Annotated in this window: 15 protein-coding genes, 2 tRNA genes and 1 riboswitch; of the genes, 11 read left to right on the forward strand and 6 right to left on the reverse strand. The window is 45.7% G+C overall.

Annotated features, from left to right (window positions below):
• Nucleotides 1-559 precede the first annotated feature (559 nt).
• Nucleotides 560-634: transfer RNA gene (locus IEY13_RS03900), tRNA-Val, on the reverse strand.
• A gap of 175 nt (nucleotides 635-809) precedes the next feature.
• On the opposite strand from IEY13_RS03900, the gene aroQ reads away from it, so the two are divergent.
• Nucleotides 810-1,253: a type II 3-dehydroquinate dehydratase gene (gene aroQ / locus IEY13_RS03905; RefSeq protein ID WP_188950639.1), complete on the forward strand. Its 444-nt coding sequence runs from the start codon at nucleotides 810-812 to the stop codon at nucleotides 1,251-1,253.
• Between the two features lie 34 nt (nucleotides 1,254-1,287).
• Nucleotides 1,288-1,968 (forward strand): toxin-antitoxin system YwqK family antitoxin, encoded by a 681-nt coding sequence (locus IEY13_RS03910; RefSeq protein WP_188950640.1) that lies wholly within the window; start codon nucleotides 1,288-1,290, stop codon nucleotides 1,966-1,968.
• A gap of 89 nt (nucleotides 1,969-2,057) precedes the next feature.
• On the opposite strand, the gene IEY13_RS03915 is transcribed toward IEY13_RS03910, so the two are convergent.
• The 5 genes from IEY13_RS03915 to IEY13_RS03935 all read right to left on the reverse strand — a co-directional run bounded on the left by IEY13_RS03915 (nucleotide 2,058) and on the right by IEY13_RS03935 (nucleotide 7,529).
• Nucleotides 2,058-2,849 carry a heme ABC transporter ATP-binding protein gene (locus tag IEY13_RS03915; RefSeq protein ID WP_188950641.1) on the reverse strand — a complete coding sequence of 264 codons (792 nt, stop codon included), beginning with the start codon at nucleotides 2,847-2,849 and terminating at the stop codon, nucleotides 2,058-2,060.
• Nucleotides 2,846-3,898, reverse strand: a complete 1,053-nt coding sequence (locus tag IEY13_RS03920) for a FecCD family ABC transporter permease (protein WP_188950642.1) — start codon at nucleotides 3,896-3,898, stop codon at nucleotides 2,846-2,848. Before IEY13_RS03920 ends, IEY13_RS03915 begins: the two co-directional genes overlap by 4 nt.
• A 2-nt stretch (nucleotides 3,899-3,900) precedes the next feature.
• Complete coding sequence (locus tag IEY13_RS03925) at nucleotides 3,901-4,716, reverse strand: heme/hemin ABC transporter substrate-binding protein (RefSeq protein ID WP_188950643.1); 816 nt, start codon at nucleotides 4,714-4,716, stop codon at nucleotides 3,901-3,903.
• Nucleotides 4,717-4,818: 102 nt separating this feature from the next.
• Nucleotides 4,819-5,403, reverse strand: coding sequence for an HmuY family protein (locus IEY13_RS03930; protein WP_188950644.1), 585 nt, complete (start codon nucleotides 5,401-5,403; stop codon nucleotides 4,819-4,821).
• Between the two features lie 20 nt (nucleotides 5,404-5,423).
• Entirely contained in the window at nucleotides 5,424-7,529 is a 2,106-nt protein-coding gene (locus IEY13_RS03935; RefSeq protein ID WP_188950645.1) for a TonB-dependent receptor plug domain-containing protein, read from the reverse strand.
• A gap of 415 nt (nucleotides 7,530-7,944) precedes the next feature.
• Here IEY13_RS03935 and IEY13_RS03940 point away from each other — a divergent pair, with 415 nt between their 5' ends.
• The 9 genes from IEY13_RS03940 (at nucleotide 7,945) to IEY13_RS03980 (ending at nucleotide 18,635) form a co-directional block, all read left to right on the forward strand.
• Nucleotides 7,945-9,117 carry a PepSY-associated TM helix domain-containing protein gene (locus IEY13_RS03940; protein ID WP_188950646.1) on the forward strand — a complete coding sequence of 391 codons (1,173 nt, stop codon included), beginning with the start codon at nucleotides 7,945-7,947 and terminating at the stop codon, nucleotides 9,115-9,117.
• A 195-nt stretch (nucleotides 9,118-9,312) separates the two neighbouring features.
• Nucleotides 9,313-9,386, forward strand: a tRNA-Arg gene (locus IEY13_RS03945).
• A gap of 131 nt (nucleotides 9,387-9,517) precedes the next feature.
• Complete coding sequence (locus IEY13_RS03950) at nucleotides 9,518-10,048, forward strand: hypothetical protein (protein WP_188950647.1); 531 nt, start codon at nucleotides 9,518-9,520, stop codon at nucleotides 10,046-10,048.
• A gap of 114 nt (nucleotides 10,049-10,162) precedes the next feature.
• Nucleotides 10,163-10,347, forward strand: a riboswitch (cobalamin riboswitch).
• Between the two features lie 187 nt (nucleotides 10,348-10,534).
• The gene (locus IEY13_RS03955) at nucleotides 10,535-12,547 is read left to right on the forward strand and encodes a TonB-dependent receptor (RefSeq protein WP_229687715.1); all 2,013 of its coding nucleotides are present in this window, start codon (nucleotides 10,535-10,537) and stop codon (nucleotides 12,545-12,547) included.
• Between the two features lie 9 nt (nucleotides 12,548-12,556).
• Nucleotides 12,557-13,690 carry a YncE family protein gene (locus tag IEY13_RS03960; RefSeq protein WP_188950648.1) on the forward strand — a complete coding sequence of 378 codons (1,134 nt, stop codon included), beginning with the start codon at nucleotides 12,557-12,559 and terminating at the stop codon, nucleotides 13,688-13,690.
• An 11-nt stretch (nucleotides 13,691-13,701) separates the two neighbouring features.
• Nucleotides 13,702-14,871 (forward strand): cell surface protein, encoded by a 1,170-nt coding sequence (locus IEY13_RS03965; protein ID WP_188950649.1) that lies wholly within the window; start codon nucleotides 13,702-13,704, stop codon nucleotides 14,869-14,871.
• Nucleotides 14,872-14,974: 103 nt separating this feature from the next.
• A complete protein-coding gene (locus tag IEY13_RS03970; protein WP_188950650.1) occupies nucleotides 14,975-15,685 on the forward strand; it encodes a GNAT family N-acetyltransferase in 711 nt (236 codons plus the stop codon).
• Nucleotides 15,686-15,702: 17 nt separating this feature from the next.
• Nucleotides 15,703-17,553 (forward strand): M1 family metallopeptidase, encoded by a 1,851-nt coding sequence (locus IEY13_RS03975; RefSeq protein ID WP_188950651.1) that lies wholly within the window; start codon nucleotides 15,703-15,705, stop codon nucleotides 17,551-17,553.
• Nucleotides 17,554-17,624: 71 nt separating this feature from the next.
• Nucleotides 17,625-18,635 carry a GntR family transcriptional regulator gene (locus tag IEY13_RS03980; protein ID WP_188950652.1) on the forward strand — a complete coding sequence of 337 codons (1,011 nt, stop codon included), beginning with the start codon at nucleotides 17,625-17,627 and terminating at the stop codon, nucleotides 18,633-18,635.
• The last annotated feature ends 3 nt before the right edge of the window (nucleotides 18,636-18,638 follow it).

The following is an 18,638-nucleotide window of genomic DNA, read 5'->3' on the forward strand; positions in this document are numbered from 1 at the left end:
TTTTAAAGGCTCTACACCAACATTATACAAACAAAATAGCTTTTAAATGTTTGATAGAGTTCTTAAACTATGCCTCCTACACTTTCCTTTTCAACTTGTATTTTAAAAAGCTTTTTAACTATAGATAATGCTGATTCTTGTCTTTGCGCTGATTAATAACAATCGTTGATGTTTTGGGCAATGAATATGTTTCGATCTTATGATTCTTCTGATCTGTTAAAATAGATTAAGTGGATATGTAGTTATCCTAATTAATTTTAATTCGGTTTCAACCTTGGTGAGTTATTTAAGTGCTAACTTTATAATGATAGTTCTTTTCAATTCCGTTTTAGGCAGATTCTAGTGTTTGAAATCCGTTTGTTTGCTAAATGTTTGCAAATGGGAAATTCAAGATTCTTATTGAAGGCATGTATTTACACTGTGTGAGTTACAATAAGAAATTTCAAATACTCATGGCAGAAATCAATTCAGAGTTTTCAATCTCAGTATCAGATGTTTATAAAGCGGTAAAGGTGGTGGACATAAAAAAGCCTCCATATTGCTATGAAGGCTTTCTCTGTGGGAGCACACGGGATCGAACCGCGGACCCTCTGCTTGTAAGGCAGATGCTCTAAACCAGCTGAGCTATGCTCCCGTTGTGCATTTCGTTAATTCTCAATGCGTTTGGGAGTGCAAATATAGGAATGCAGATATTAATTGCAAATTTTTGGGCAGAATATTTTTTTCTTTTTTTCTCAAACTATAACAAAACATAAATAATAAGCTGCTGGTATTACAACGTTTATGGGGTTATCACTTAGGTTTGTATCATGAAGATTGCGATTATTAACGGACCCAATCTGAACCTGCTGGGCATCAGGGAACCGGGTATATATGGAAACAGTTCATTTGAAGCTTTTCTGGAAAAGCTGCCGTCTCTTTTCCCCGGGGTGGAGTTTACTTACTTCCAGAGCAATATAGAGGGGGAGCTGGTAACGGAATTGCAGCGGGTAGGGTTTGAGTATACGGGTATTGTATTAAACCCCGCCGCCTACACGCATACTTCTGTGGCTATTGGCGATGCTATTGCAGCTATTGCCACACCGGTGGTAGAGGTGCATATAAGCAATGTGCATGCCCGTGAAGAATTCCGTAAAATTTCGCATGTTTCTGCCAAAGCCAAAGGTACTATCTGCGGCCTGGGTATGAAGGGGTATGAACTGGCAATACACTGGCTGGTAGCACAGGCGGGTGGTTTGTACCAATATGCATAGCAATACAATGAAAAACCTGAAAAATAACGACTGTATGAAGTGGGCTTTACTGATAATAATGCTGTTACCTGTGGCGGCAATGGCGCAATGTAAAACGTTTCGCATAGGGGCTAATGGCGATACGCTTAACTGCATAGATCAGCAGGATCGGAAGCAGGGAAAATGGGTAATACATGTGGAAGCTTTACGTGGTGAATCGGGTTTTGAGGAGGAAGGGATTTTTAAAGATGGGCAGAAAGAAGGGCTGTGGCGGGCTTATAACCTGAATGGCGATTTGCTGGCGTTGGAAAATTACCGCTGGGGCTATAAACATGGCACCTGCCAGTATTACAATATTTCGGGGATGTACCGGGAAGAGAACTGGAAAGCCACCAATCCGGAAAACCCATATGATACCATTGAGGTGCCCGATCTGCACGATCCTTATAAGGTAGATCTGAAGGTGGTGAAGGCCGAAGGTTCTACGGTAAAACATGGCAGATGGCAGTACTACGAACCTGCTACCGGAAGAATTATGAAAACAGAAAATTACATGCTGGGTAAGCTGGAAGATCCTGCCAAAAAGTATTTAACGGCAAATTCAGCTTCTGACTCTGCTATGCAGGTACGTAAGAAGTTATCAGACGAGGCGAAGCCGCAGGAAGTAAAGGACTACGACAAAAAGAACTCAAAGAAGAAAAACTATAAAGTGCGGGATGGCAAGGTGGGTTATTAAACCTGCTGCTATGCAGTACAAAAAAGCCCGGTGCAATGCAGCCGGGCTTTTTTGTGGAAGAAAGTAGAGGATCTGGTTATAACTACCGGTTAATGATGACCGGGAACAAGAATGGGATAAGGGTAATCGACACTCTGTATCAGTTGCAAGGGAATGCCATATGCCTGTTGCAGGGTGGCAGGTTGAAGCACCTCCGCAGCAGTACCTGCTGCCAGCAGGCTGCCTTTTTGCAGCAGCACTATTTCATCGGCGTATCTGGCGGCCAGATTAAGATCGTGAAGTACTATCAGTACGGTGTAGCGTTGCTGTGCCAGTTTACGGGCTTTGCCCAGCAGCAGCTGCTGATGTTGTATGTCCATGCTGGAAGTAGGCTCGTCCAGCAACAACATTTTACCGGGTGCAGCTTCGGGGCGTTTGCTCCATAGCTGCGCCAGTACACGGGCTGCCTGTACACGTTGCTGCTCGCCACCCGACAGGGTTTGAAACGGCCGGCTGCTCAGGTGGGTAACATGCATTTCTTCCATGGCGGCTTTCACGGCAGCTATATCATCAGCAGTGGGTTGGTTGGTAAAATGCGGATAGCGCCCCATCAGCACCACTTCTTCGCAGGTAAAAGGCAGCGTAATAGCATATTGCTGGGTAAGCACAGCTCTTTGTGTTGCCAGCTGCGCCGGGGGAATCTGATGCAGCGGGCGGTTGTGCCAGCTTACAGTGCCGCCGGAAGGTTTTAACTCGCCGGATAGCAGCCGCAGCAGGGTTGATTTACCGGCGCCGTTAGGCCCCAGTATAACGGTAACCTTACCGGGTGCCAGGGAAAAGGAAATGTTGTTGAGTATGTTTCTTTTTCCTGCTGTATAAACTAATTGATTTACCTGCATCATGATGCCCAGCTTTTAATGGCTTTTTTCTGTTTTAGTAATAGTGCAATAAACAACGGTGTACCCAGCAGTGCTGTTACAATGCCTATGGGTAATTCTGCGGGGGCTATAATGGTTCGGCTAAAGGTATCTGCCAGCGTAAGCAGTGAGGCGCCCAGTAATGCACTATTGGGCAGTAGTGAACGGTGATCGCTGCCGGAAATACCCCTTAGAATATGCGGCACTATAAGGCCCACAAACCCGATGATGCCTGCAGCCGCAACAGATGCACCTACAGAAAGGGTGGCCAGTACAATGATGGTGGTTTTTAAACGCTTTACGTTTATGCCCAGATGCATGGCTTCTGCTTCGCCCAGCGAGAACGCGTTTAACGATTTGGATAGCTGTGGCAACAGGCATATGGGAACCAGTATAAAGGGTAGCAGTGATAACACCATGCCCCAGCTGGCACCACCAAGGCTGCCCAGTAGCCAGAAAGTAATATTGCGCAGCTCTTCGTTATTAGCGGTAGAAGTAATAAGGCCAATAATAGATTCGCATAGGGCGTTGATGCCCAGCCCGGCCAGCAGCATGGTAGTGGTCATGGTTTTATTACCGGCTTTGGATATGCGGAAAACTACTACAGAAGCCAGACAGGCACCGGTAAAGGTGGCTGCGTTAAGCAGATAATACTTTGCCAGATGATTGCCCGCCAGTGCAGGAATGCCGGATATGGCCACAATAGTTACTACTGCAAACAGGGAGGCGCCGGAAGATACACCTATCAACCGCGCATCGGCCAGCGGATTGCGGAACAGGCCTTGCAGTGATGCGCCAGCTGCTGCCAGACCGGCCCCGATAAGCACACCCAGACAAACACGTGGTAAGCGGATTTGTATAAGTACACCTGCCATGCCTTCGTTATAATCTACAGGCAGGTGAATGCCTATGCTGTTGCAGATAATGGAAACTACCTGCATAGGGGGTATGTGCATAGCGCCCATTCCAGATGCAAACAGTACACTGGCTATCAGCAGCAGAATGAGCGTGGTGGTAGTAAGAGAACGACGCATGTTTATTTCAGCTTATTATAAAGTTCCTGTAGGGCTTGTGGTAAACGAATGCTGAAGCCGCTGAGCAGCTCGCCATCCATGCTGATAACTTTTTTGTTTTTACCGGCGTTGGTTTGTGCAATGCCGGGTATTTTTTGCAAACCTTCTGCACCGCCAACGCTGCCCAGGCCGCTATCGAACATAAGAATAACATCGGGGTTGGCTGCTACCAGCGCTTCTGCAGAAAGGGGTTTGAAATCGGTAAACCCTGTCATGGCATTGGTGGCGCCAGCCAGGGTAATCATTTTATCAATAGAGGTATTGGTGCCGCTTACCTGCATAGCGCCTGCGCCGCGGGCATAAATAAACAATACTTTTTTATGAAGGGCAGTGGTTTTAACAGCAGCCATTTGTTTGTCGAAGGTTTGCTGCAGTGCAGCGGCTTTAGCGGTAGCGCCTATAGCAGCAGCTAGTTCACCAATGAGGTTGCGGGTGCCCTGTACAGAAAGTTCCTGTTTAAGAATAACTGTTTTTACTTTGGCAGCTTTCAACTGATCCAGCAGTTGCGGGTTAAGCTGGTTGTCGAAAGTAATAACCAATGTGGGTTGCAGAGATAATACGCCTTCAGCAGAGATGTTGCGGTTATGGCCTACTTTGGCTTTAGTCTTTAATGCTTCGGGATAGTTGCTGGTAACATCAACCCCCACAATTTGTGATTCTGCCCCCAGTGCGCACAGTATTTCACTGATGGCGCCGTTAAGAGATATAATGCGTTGCTGTGCCTGTGCAGTAAGTGCTGCAAACATGGTTATTGCAAAAAATAAGAGTGCTTTTTTCATAATCTATCTGTGTTTTTAATAATTAGCCTGCCCCGTTTTACCGGGGCAGGGGAAAAGCAGCTACCTGTACAGGCAACTGCTTTGTAAGGGTATTACGTAGCATTAGAAATTGGCGGTGCCGTTTTGCTGAATGCTGTATCTGAAAGTATAATAACGGGATGGTGTTGAAAGCTGAGGTGCTGCAACGGCATCTTTATAATAGCTGAGAATAGAAATTTTTGCGTATTTGTTGTTGGCAGTTTTTACCACAATAGTGTTTCCTGCTTTTGGGGTAACAATGTGAGTGGTAGGGTTATAGTCGTACCAGGCAGCAATAGCACGTCCGCCGGCGCTGTCGCGTAAATAGCCGGTAGCCGGTGCGGTGGTAAGGTCTGCAAAGCCGGTGGCTACGGTTTGTGCTGCAGCAGTGCCGGGGCCGCTTACGCCACCGTTAACAATAATGCTGGTGGTTCTGAAACCAATATCCCATTTGGTAGAAGCAGAATCGGACAAAGGAACGATAGTGCTATCGCTTAAACGAAAGAACACATAGTGGCTGGTGTTGCCGGTGTCGGCTGCCAGGTTTCTTACAGTAACAGTGCTGGTAACCGCAGGGGCTGTGGTATCGGCATCATCGTCTTTGCTACAGGAAACTGCTAACACGGACAGGGCTGCAAATGCACACAGGAAGAGTTTGTTCTTTTTCATCTGATGTTTGATTTATCTATTTATTTGTTGCTTGTTGAGATTGATTTTTCACGGGCACCGAATTTTACTATAACACCACCGTACCATACCGTTGGTGCCAATGTAGGATCGTAAGCACTGGCGGCTTTGAATACATTATTTACACCCGCTTCCAGCACAATGCTGCGGATTGATTTTTGAACTGCCAGGTTGCATACAGTATAACCATCGGCATATTCACGTTTATCATCCAGTATGGAGTTGGCGTTTACATCACCCCCATATCCAAACCGGCCGCGGTAAATAGCTCTGGCCATTACATTGAATGCATATTTTTTGTTCTCGTAGTTCAGTTTAACGTTTCCTGAATGTTTACTGCGATTGTACAGGCCGCCGTATTGAGAAGTTTTTACTTTTCTTTCATCGCCATTGGCATCGCGGTAATAGATTTTGCCTGCTTTTATCTGGTTCAGTACTTCCTGGTCTTTGGCTTCCAGATACTGGTAGCCGGCAGAAAGGGTAAGGTTGCGTGCGGGTGTATAAGTAAGCTGCACATCTACCCCCTGCGTAAATACATTGTTGTAATTAAAGTAGCTGAACACGTTTTGACCGTTTGTTTTCAGTGCAATGGCTCTGGTATCAATGAGGTCTTTAATATTGTTGCGGAACAGGTTTACCGACAGGCGCAGGTTGCTTACCGGTGTAATATCGGCGCCGGCGTTATACCCCATAGAGCTTTCTGCTTTAATGGTGGGTATGGTGGCAGGGTCTATATACAAAGAAGCTATTTGCCCGTTCTGCTGCAGTTTTTGTACGTTTTCTGTAATAATGCGGTTGCCCAGTACCGTATATCCTACCAGCGGGCTGGTAAAATTGAGCAGCAACTGGCTGAACGTAGGTGCTTTGTAGCCGCCACCTGCGGATGCTTTTACCGTAATCCATCTTGCAAAGCGGTATTGCATAGCCAATTTGGGGCTCAGGCGGCTGGCGTATTCATTGTGTTTGTCAAAACGCAGCCCCGCCACCAGATTAAACCGGTTGTTTACCTGCCATTGGTGCTGTGCAAACAGGTATTGCTGGTTAAAGGTGTTTCTGTTATCGTAACGCGTAGCTTTTGCTACTTCTATAATATTACCTGCGCCTGCTGTGGTAAGGTGTGCTGACGACAGTTGCAGATCGTATTGTGCTTCTGTGCGGTTGAACGACTGATTAAAGTAGCTTTCATCATACAGTTTGCCATCTGCCACCGTATTATCTGTGGTACGTGTGCGGTAAGAGGTATAATAGTTTTTTACCTGTAAACGCTGGCGGCTGTTGAGTTGTATGCTAAGGGTAGGTGTAACGGTTACTTCGGTAAGATTAGTGTGTGTACCTACTATGCTGTTGCTGCTGGTGCCGGTAACCAGATACTTGTTATCCTGCTCTTCGCGGTACAGCCTGGCGTTTAACGAGAAATTGATTTTACTGCTGAGCGCATAACGGAGCCCTGTGCCTGCCGTGTAGGTGCGGTAGGAGGGGATAGCTTTGGATATACTATCTACCGTATAGTACCCGTTGGTGCGGTAATAGTTTCCAAATACTGACCAGCCAAAGCGTTGCAGTTGCTGCCCCATTTCAGCAGTAACATCTGTGGTACTGTATTTGCGTTGCCGTGCATGCAGGCTGCCTGTAAGTACAGAGGGCAGTTTGCGTGTAATAATATTAATAACGCCGCCCATAGCCTCGCTGCCATAGAGGGATGAAGCGGGGCCTTTTACTATTTCAATTCTTTCTATGTTGGCAATAGTAATGCGCGAAAGATCCAGTGTGCCTGCATTACGGCCTATCAGGGGTTCGCCGTCTATCAATATCAGTACATAGTCTGCGCTCATGCCCTGCATCTGAATACCTGTACCGTGGTCGCTTACTATTTGCAGGCCTGTTTGCTCGGCCAGTACCTCGTTCAGGCGCATAGACCCCATTTTTTCAATGGTTTGCCTGTTAATAACGGTTACGGGCATGGGTACGTCCTGTAAAGGGCGTGCGCTTTTAGTGGCGGTAACCACTACCTCTTCCAGTTTGCCGGAAGCGGTAACACTATCCTGCTGCGCATAGCCTGCACTGCATATACATAAACAGGTAATACCTGTAAGCCATTGATATTTCATAAATACTGAATTGTGTGTAATACACGGGTATTACAGAATGGAGCAGAAACAAAGCACCTTAGTGCGTAGCGAGTAAATGAGTAGGCAAAAGTAGCCGGTGCGCCTGCGGTTGATTTATTAAATGCGAAAAACGGGTTACGATATTGGAAAAACGGGTGTTTTCCTGATACCGTAAATCCATTTCCCGATTTTGTAAAAGCAGTAGCAGGCATTTGCCGCACCTTTGCATTATAACTATCTTTTGTAGTATAATCTATCACTATCATCAATTTCAGGCGGGGTGTTCTCATCCTGCTTTTTTATTTATACGATTTACCTGTTGCGTAAATCGTTTTTCCAGAATAAGTAAATCGTTTACAATACGGTGGTTGAAATTTGTACCTGCAAAAGCCTGATATTTTAGGTTTCTTTGTACATGCAAAAGAAGAAGCGGGGTTTTAAATACCTGGTAAACCAGATACATCTGTGGCTGGGCCTGGTATCGGGAACAATAGTATTTATTGTGGCTGTTACCGGCTGCTTGTTTGCATTTCAGAAAGAGATATCAGAGTTGTTACATAAGAACAAGCTATTTGTTGATGTGCCGGCAGCGGCTAAAACAATGCCTTTAAGCGCGTTGCTGCCCAAGGCACAGCATGCCCTGGGAGATTCGATGGTGATTAGTAATATAACTACCTATAAACAGCCTGACCGGAGCTGGGAGTTTATGGTATACGAAGCAGGAGACCCGGAAGCACTTACAATAATGGGAGGTATAAAGCACTATTGCAGTGTACATATTAACCCTTATACCGGTGTGGTAACCGGCAAAACAGATTATAAAACAGATTTTTTTGTAATTGTTAAAAACCTGCACTGGAGTCTTTTGCTGAATACCCCTTACGGGCAGCCGATAGTAGGATGGGCCACTTTTATTTTTGTGGTGTTACTGATTACAGGTTTGGTATTGTGGTGGCCAAAGAAATGGAATAGGCATATACGAAAACAGCGTTTTAGTATAAAGTGGGATGCGAAGTGGAGGAGGCTGAACTATGATTTGCACAGTGTGTTGGGGGTTTACGGAATGCTGATTACACTGGTGCTGGCACTTACAGGTATGGTTTGGGCTTTTGAATGGTTTAATAAAGCAGTATACACGGTTGCTGCGGGCACTTCAAAACACCCTGAACAAAAAGCATTTACCTCTGTTAAAGGCACAGTGCTGCAAACTAATCCGCTGGACATAGCTTTCAGCCATGCGCAACAAGCCAGGCCGGAAGCGGATAGAATAGGGGTTAGCCCTGCTTATGGCGAAGAAGGACTGATATATATGTATTGTTACAGGGGGAAGGAGGTGTATTATGACTACGATGCCCTACAGTACGATCAATATAGTGGAAAGCTGTTGCACACAGAAAACCGCAGCAGCAGAAACAGGGGAGAAGTGTTAACCGGTATGAACTATGACATACATGTGGGGGCGATAGCGGGATTACCAGGCAAAATACTGGCGTTTATGGCCAGTTTAATTGCCGCCAGCCTGCCGGTTACCGGAGTGCTGCTCTGGTGGGGAAAAAGGCACAAGCCTTCCCATAAAGCGGCAGTATAAACATTGTGTATTATTAAGGTGGATCTATAAAAACGTAAAGGGCTGATATTCCTATCGGCCCTTTTTTATGTGCGTACGTTTGAGGTAAACGGCTGGCTGTCAACATTTTTTTTGAAAATTTTCTTCAAAGTTTTTGCAGAATCAAAAATCGCCCTATATTTGCACTCCAATCGACACAGAACAACGGTTGAAAACGGCTCCTTAGCTCAATTGAATAGAGCATCTCACTACGGATGAGAAGGTTTCAGGTTTGAATCCTGAAGGGGTCACTAAAAAAGAAAAAGGTTTCAAGCAATTGAAACCTTTTTCTTTTTAACCTGTTTTAGAAAAGCATCGCGCTAACACTTTTTTACTTCCTATAGATTGATTTTTAAAAACACTAAACAGCTTAATTAATAAGATGATGAGCAAAATTCTATTGATGACTTTTGCATTGGGCATGCAAATGACTGTAATTGGGCAAAATAAAAAGCAGCTACCACCACCCATCAAAAAGCCAGCTGCAGCGCCTTCTGTTAACGCTCAAAAAACGGTGAGTGTTTATGAGAAATTGTTGAAAGACCAACATCCGCCTTTGGCATTTCGCTGGACAGTACAGCAGGATACTTTACTATTGCCCAATCAGATATTCAAAAAGCATATTGAAATAGGCCTGTACGAAGCAGCATTAAATTATGCTATAACAAAGGATTCTGTTACGCTGAAAAAAGAAGAAATATACCAGCCGCTTTCTCATAAGGTAAAATACATGTTTTTTAGCGTTAGCTTAAATAAGGATATCCTGACATTAACGGATAAAAAAACAGAGCAGGTTATGAAATTTCAACTGTTTCTTAACCCTGAAAAAAGCGGGATTATAAAAATTCAAGACCTGATTAGTAAAGAAATATATCAGCCTACCGCTTTTGAAGGGCCGGCAATATCCATGTAAATCCTAAGGTTCAAAAAGGGGATGGTATTGCGTGGGGGTATTCAGGTTGACATGGCAATGTAAAATGCGGTGCTTTCTTATAGGTATCCTCTTTTGTATGGTGCTGTTTACTCTATATTTGCAGCGCATGTTGGTTCTCCTACAGATTAAAATGGGAATCCGGTGTAAGTCCGGAACTATCCCCGTAGCTGTAAGTTCCTTTCAGGTGAATGCCATTAATGCCACTGTAGTGTAGCGCTATGGGAAGGCGGTATAACACCGGAACAAGTCAGAAGACCTGCCAGTATGCATGTATACGTAGCTTTCGGGTGAAAGGCAACGGGATATAATGGCGCCTGCTTCCGGCAGGGGTATGCCTGCATTCCTGTATGTAACAGTCTTTTGTTACGGTAATCTACGTTTTATAATGCAAAGTTTTGCTGCTGTTATGGCAACCCGCTGTAAATGCGCGGATAGCTGTATGCAGTGGCACACAGGCAGGTAAACATGATGCTACCAGACAAAAATATTTATGGTGGGTTGTTGCCGGCAGCACTGCTGCTGTGTGTTTGCAGCCATGCACAAAGTGCAGCAGACACAGTGCGGGTACTGCAAAAGGTACAGGTAACTACCAAGCTGCCCCAGCGCGATATTACACCTGTACAAAGAATGAACGCGCAAACACTGGAGCAACTGAGCAGTCAGTCTGTTGCAGATGCCATCCGTTACTTTTCAGGGGTACAGCTGAAAGACTATGGCGGAATAGGAGGGCTTAAAACGGTGAACATACGCAGTATGGGCACCAACCATACCGGTGTGTTTTATGATGGTATACAACTGGGAAATGCGCAGAACGGGCAGGTAGACCTGGGAAAGTTTTCGCTGGATAACGTAGAGGAAGTAAATCTGTATAACGGGCAGAAAGCAGAGATTTTTCAACCGGCGAAGGACTTTGGATCGGCTGGCTCTATTTATCTGCAATCGGCACGTCCGGTGTTTAAAGGCGATAAAAAAGATAATCTGCGGCTGACGTTTAAAACAGGATCGTTTGGGTTAATAAACCCGGGCATAACCTGGCAGCGGAAGATAAGCAGTAAGGTAAATGGCCATATAAGTACTGAATGGACGCATGCCAACGGGCGTTACCGGTTCCGGTATAAAAAACACAACAGCGATGGCAGTATTGCCTACGATACCACAGCGATAAGAGAAAACGGAGATGTAAACGCGGTGCGCCTGGAAGGGGGGCTGGATGGTAAAACAGAGAAAACGGAATGGAAATGGAAAACCTATTCTTATATCTCTGAACGGGGCCTGCCGGGGTATATAGCCAACAACGTATTTAAACATGGGCAGCGGCAGTGGGATAGCAATTTGTTTACACAGGGGTGGTACAGGCGTAAAGTAACAAAGCGTTACAACCTGTTGCTGAGTGGTAAGCTGGCTTACGACTATACCCGCTACCTGGATACCGATACGGCCAATATGTATACAGATAACCGGTATAAACAAACGGAATTGTATTTGTCTGCAGCCAATGAATATACAATAGCCGGTAGCTGGAAGCTGGCATTATCTGCCGATTATCAATGGAATAAACTCAATGCCAATCTGGTTGATTTTGCTTATCCTGTGCGGCATACCGGCCTGCTGGCAGCAGCTACCTCGTGGCGTATCAATGGCTTTGCTGTACAGGGCAGTTTGCTGGGTACGGTGGTAAAAGATCTGGTTCGGGTGCGTGATGCGGCACCGGTTAAAACCGTATACACACCGGCTGTTTTTCTTTCCTGGCAACCCTTTGGTAAAACAGATGTAACACTGCGGAGCTTTTATAAAAAGATATTCCGCATGCCCACCTTTAACGATCTCTATTACACTTTTATCGGCAATTCACTGCTAAAGCCGGAATATGCCACCCAATACGATGTGGGGGCTACCTGGAGCCGCACGGCAGAAGGTAAGCTGTTGAAGCAGGCAAGCATACAGGTAGATGCTTATTACAATAGTGTAACAGATAAAATAGTAGCGGTGCCTACTTCCAATCCTTTCCGCTGGATGATGATGAACCTGGGTAAGGTAGAGATAAGAGGGCTGGATGTGGCAGCGCAGGCCGATTGGCGGTTGTCTGCGCTGGCATCTGTTAACACCAGACTAACCTATACTTTTCAGCAGGCGCAGGATTTTACCGATGCTACAGATGCCTTTTACGGTAATCAGATACCTTATATTCCCCGCCACAGCTTTTCGGCTATCGCTACAGCGGGCTATAAACAATGGAGCCTCAACTACAGCTTTATTTATACCGGCGAACGGTACGATCAGAAAGCCAATATTCTTAAAAATTATCTGCAGCCCTGGTATACTACCGATGTATCTATCAGCAGATATGCAGATATAGCAGGTGGCAGATGGCGGGTGGCAATAGATGTAAACAATGTTTTTAACCAGTATTACGATGTGGTGCTCAACTACCCCATGCCGGGCAGAAACTATAAACTGGTAGTACAGGTAAACTTATAACACATAGCTATGAAAATACAATTGTTAGCGTTACTGATGCTGTTGGTATTACTGGCATCGTGCCGTAAAGAGGCCAGGGTAATTGAGCCGGTAGAAACCGGTTTGCAGCCGCCCGATCCTGCTTCGGCGCTTAAAGGGTTTTATCTGCTGAATGAAGGGAATATGGGCAGTAATAAATGCACACTGGATTATTTTGATTACGCCACCGGTAAGTATAATGAGAATATTTACGGAAAGGCCAACCCCACCGTTGTAAAAGAATTAGGCGATGTGGGAAATGATATACATGTATACGGTGGAAAGCTGTATGCAGTAATTAACGTTTCCAATAAGGTAGAGGTGCTGGATGTAAGTACGGCCAGAAGAATAGCACAGATTAATATTCCCAACTGCCGGTACATTACTTTTTACGGCGGTAAGGCTTATGTAAGCTCCTATGCAGGCCCGGTGCAGCTGGATCCCAATGCGCAGATAGGCTATGTGGCTGAAATAGATACGGCTACGTTAAAAGTTACCCGGCAGGTAACGGTGGGGTATCAGCCGGAGGAAATGGCAGTAGTGCATAACAAGCTGTACGTAGCCAATTCCGGAGGGTATCGTTTTCCCAATTATGACAGAACTGTTTCTGTAATAGAACTGTCGTCTTTTATGGAAATAAAGAAAATTGATGTGGCTATTAACCTGCACCGGTTAAAAGCGGATAGTGAAGGTGACTTGTATGTAACCTCCAGGGGCGATTATTACAACACTCCTTCTAACCTGTATGTGATTGATACCCGCACCGACCGTGTAAAAGATACTTTGCAAATACCTGCCAGTAACATATGTATTACGGGCGATTCTGCCTATGTATACAGTGTGGAATGGAATTGGAATACCCAGGCCAATACGGTTAGTTATGCTATAGTAAATACCCGCACAGAACAGCTGGTAACCAGAAACTTTATTACAGACGGCACAGAAAAGAATATCAGAATACCATATGGTATTGCGGTAAACCCGCTTACACAGGATATCTATGTTACAGATGCGAAGGATTATGTATCGCCCGGTACACTGTATTGTTTTGATAAAACAGGCAAAAAGAAATGGTCGGTGGTAACGGGAGATATTCCCGCCCATATGGCTTTTGTATGGAAGTAATAACTATGAATATGAAAAAGTACAGTGTTGTTATAGCACTATTGGTAATGGCTTTAGCGGAAGGATGTAAAAAAGAGGATGCAATAAATGATGCACCGGTTGCTATTAAAGAACCCGCCGGCGGCTTTGTGGCAACACGCTTAAAAGGGCTGTTGCTGAGTGCCGATGCGGGAACCATTACAGCGCCTGTATATGAATGGGCGGTAGATGGAAAAGTGGTTACAGATACCAGAGACTTTTATTTTGTAAGCGCGCAGGAGGGGGCGCATGAAGTGAAGCTGACGGTGGAAGCCGGTGGGCAGCGTTTTACCAGAACCGTTACGGTGCAGGTGAATAAAGAGGCGGTTACTTATTCCCCCAGGGTATCTAAAGTGTTTGATTATTTTCCGGCGCCGGGCCAGTTTGTAAATACCATGCCGGAGTTTAATGCCGGCGAAACAGAGGCACAGGTAATTGCCCGTGCAGAAAGCGCTCTAAAAGGGGCTACTATGATTCATCTTGGTGGATTTGGCGGATATGTGGTGGCAGGCTTTGACCATACTATTATGAATATTGCAGATAGCGCCAGCTTTAAAGTGGTGGGCAATGCATTTGACAACTGGGCGGAGCCCGGCGTTATTATGGTATCGTACGATGCCAATAAAAACGGATTGCCCGATGATGAGTGGTATGAAATTGCCGGCTCGGAGCATAACAGTGCTAAAACAGTAAAGAATTATCAGATTACTTATTACAAGCCGGATGAGAACAAGCTGCCTGTAACGGATGAGAATAATTTTTACATGTCAGACCTGGAGTATATCCGCTGGAAAGATAACCAGGGCGGCAGTGGTTATTTGTCAAAAAACATGTTTCACACGCAAAGCTACTATCCTCAGTGGAAGGGTGATTCTATTACTTTTAAGGGAACTAAGTTAACGGGCGACAATGTAGTGGATCAATCAGGTGTGGGTACGTATTATGTAAGCCCTGCCTTTGATTACGGATATGCCGACAACTGGGCCAATACCGATGCGCGGATAAATATAAAGCTTGACTGGGCGGTGGATAAAGACGGAAAAAAGGTAAAGCTGACGGGTGTTGACTTTATTAAAGTGTATACAGGAATACGGGCCGAAGCCGGATGGCTGGGGGAAGTATCTACTGAGGTAACAAGCATTGAAGATGTTAATATAAAATAGGTATAAAAGGGCGAACGTAAAATGTTCGCCTTTTTTGTTAAGCCGTGCTGCAGGTGAATGGGGTATACATTCTTTCTATATTTGCCGCAAAGGCATAAAGCGTATGGAGAACAGTGGACCGGAAAATGCACATGTGTTGGATAATCCTATATGGAATGCCCTGCAAACGGGCAACAGGGGTATGGCGCAAGGCAGCACACAGGCTGCATACTTTAATGCAGCAATAGCGCCTTTTGCAGGTATGCCACAGCTGAGTGAAGAGGGGTGGTTGCAGTTACAGGCGGCTGACCGGCCGGAAGGAGATGTGTTTATTCTGTTTAGTACAGCAGCCATTGCCGTTCCGCAGCCGTGGAAGGTGCTGGCACAGCTGCCGCTGTATCAGATGGTATATGCCCACCGCCAGGCACCGCAGGTAAAGCAAGGGGCAGCTATGGTTTCTTTAACAGCGCAGGATGTGCCTGCTATGCTGGAATTGACGCGGCTAACCAACCCCGGCCCGTTCCGCAACCATACTATAGATTTTGGACATTATTATGGTGTAAAACACGAAGGGCAACTGGTGGCTATAACTGGCAGACGGTTACGGCCTCTGCCTTATCATGAGGTGAGTGCGGTATGTACCCATCCGGATTTTTTGGGAAGAGGATATGCGGCGCAGCTGATTGCCAGGCAGGTGCAGTTAATACTGGAAGAAGGGGGGATTCCTTTTTTACATGTAAAAGACGACAACACCGCTGCGGTAAAACTTTACGAAAAGCTGGGTTTTGAAACGCGTACGGCTATTGTATGTACGGTACTTGCTTTAAAGGCGTGACATTGTATATTTAGTGTATGAAAATCTGTTTGCTTGCTGGCATTGCCAGTTTGTTATTGTGTGAAGCGAAGGCGCAGCTGCCGGTGCCCCGTAATATTCAGCCTGCTTATTTAAAAGGAACCCGTACCACAGACGGCCGCCCCGGCCCCCGTTACTGGCAAAACCGGGCCGACTATGCTATAGATGTGCATTTTACACCTGCTACGCGCAAGGTGAGTGGCGCTGAAGAAATTACCTATTTCAACAACAGTACAGATACGCTGAAGCAGGTGGTTTTTAAATTATACCCTAACCTGTACCGCAAGGGAGCAGAAAGAGATGCTAAAATTCTGCCGCAGGATGTAACGGACGGCGTAAACATTACCCGGCTGCTGGTGAACGGCGAAGACAGAACCAAAGCCATACGGGTAGAGGGCACTAATATGACGGTGCGTACTCCCGCGCTGAAGCCTGGCGATACCCTGCATTTTACGGTAGATTTTATATACACTTTAAACGAACGATCGCACAACCGCACCGGGCAGGTAGATACCGGCGCGCACTTTATAGCCTATTTTTTTCCGCGCATAGCTGTGTATGACGATATTGACGGCTGGAACCGCATTCCATACACCGGTACCCAGGAGTTTTATAACGACTTCTGCCGTTTTAAGGCGGCTGTTACCGTGCCTGCCGGTTATGTGGTATGGGCTACCGGCACGCTTAAAAATGCAACCGAAGTGCTGGCTAAACCCATTTGCGACCGGCTGGCGGCGGCAGAGAAAAGCGATACTGCTATTGAGGTAATACGCCACCAGGATATTGCAGACAATGCCGTTACAGCCGCCCGGGAAAATACCTGGCATTTTGAGGCAGATGAGGTAACAGACTTTGTATTTGCCACCAGTAACCACTATATATGGAAGGCCTGCAGTGTGGAGGTAGATGCTGCTACACGGCGGCGCACACGGGTGGATGTGGCCTTTAACCCGCAGCATAAAGATTTTTATGAGGTAATTGATTACAGCCGCAAAACAGTGGAAGCCATGAGTTATGTGTTTCCTAAATGGCCTTTCCCGTATGAGCATGAAACTATTTTTGACGGGCTGGACCAGATGGAATACCCCATGATGGTGAATGATAACCCGCTGGATAGTAAAGAGGCTACCATTGAGCTGACTGATCATGAGATATTTCATACCATGTTTCCTTTTTACATGGGTACCAACGAAACCAAATATGCGTGGATGGATGAGGGCTGGGCCACTTTGGGTGAATGGCTTATTTCGCCCATGATTGATAGCACTATTAAAGATGATTATGGTATTGGCCCCTATAGCATGGATGGTGGTACGGAGCAGGATATGCCGGTGGTAACGCCTTCCAGCCTTATTAAAGGCACGCCTTATTTTCTGAATGCTTATGCCAAACCTGCTATGGGTTACCTGTATGTAAAAGAAATGCTGGGCGATAGTTTGTTTTTGCAGGCGCTGCACTATTACATAAAGCAGTGGCATGGCAAACACCCCATACCGCAGGACTTTTTTAACTGCATGAATACCGGTGCGGGCAGGAATATGGACTGGTTTTGGAAGCGCTGGTTTTTTGATAACGGATACGCAGACCTAACAGTGAATAAGGTAACCCAGAAGAAAGACAAGGTAACCATTACTGTTACCAATACCGGCGGTAAGCCGGTACCTGTTTCAGCTACCGTGTATCTGGCTGATGGCAGTACCCGTACCGTACAGCGCGACATATCGGTTTGGGAAAAGCAACAGGTGGTAAACATTGCTTTTGCCGAAAAACAGAAGGTAACAAAGGTGGTGCTGGGTGGTTTGCATGTGCCCGATAGCCAACCGGCAGATAATACCTTTACCCTGCCGTAACGTACCGGTGTTTAATTGACACCGGAATTTGTTATTTTTAGTTTCTCAGAACGATTGCCACTCTTATTGCCATGACAAATAATTCTCTTTTTAACAGCGCAGATAAAATGCCGCTGCCCAAACAGATAGCCCGGCATGTAGCCCGGCAGATAGACAATGACGAGCTATTGCCGGGGCAGATACTACTTTCTATTAATGAATTCAGTGCAAGGCACAAGGTGGCGCGGGATACAGTAGAAAAGGCTTACAAAGAGCTGAAAAGTACCGGGTATATTGTTTCTGTACGCAATAAGGGATATTATGTTTCCGGCAAATCCAATGCGCGCAAAAAGATATTACTGATTTTTAATAAGCTGAGCAGTTATAAAAAGGAGGTGTACTATGGTTTTATTGAAACCATAGGGGATAAGGCTGCGGTTGATCTGCAGGTGCATCACTACAGCTCCGGCCTGCTGAAAGAGATTATTGCCAATAACCTGGGCAACTACCATTCTTATGTGCTGATGGCCCATTTTGACCGGCGGGAGGCCAAGAAGAATTATCTGGCCATAATAAAGGAACTGCCACAGGAAAAGTTGTTGTTGCTGGACAAAAAGCTGGTAGAGCTGAAGGGGGTAAAAGCAGTATATCAGGACTTTAAGCAGGATATTTATGATGCCTTATCTTCCGCCAATACTTTACTGGCTAAATACAAAGCGGTTACCATAGTGTTTCCACCCGATAGTAACCACCCGGGGGAAATTATCAACGGCATCAGAGAATATTGTAATCATAACAAAAAGCGGTTTGCACAGGTAGATGATGCTGCTACGGTAACACCCGCCCGCGGAACGGTGTACATTTTTATCACTGATGAAGATATGGCGGTGGTAATGAAAGAGATGAAGAAAAAGAACCTGCGCCAGGGGGCAGACGTGGGTATCATTTCTTTTAATGAAACGGTACTGAAGGAATTGCTGGATATTACTGTTATTACCACCGACTTTGTGCAAATGGGTAAAACCGCTGCGGAAATGGTGCTGAATAATACACAGGCGCAGGTGCGCAACCCCTTTCACATGATACAGCGGGGGTCATTGTAAAAT

Origin of the sequence: Filimonas zeae (genome assembly GCF_014641615.1) — a bacterium.
GTDB lineage: Bacteria > Bacteroidota > Bacteroidia > Chitinophagales > Chitinophagaceae > Filimonas > Filimonas zeae.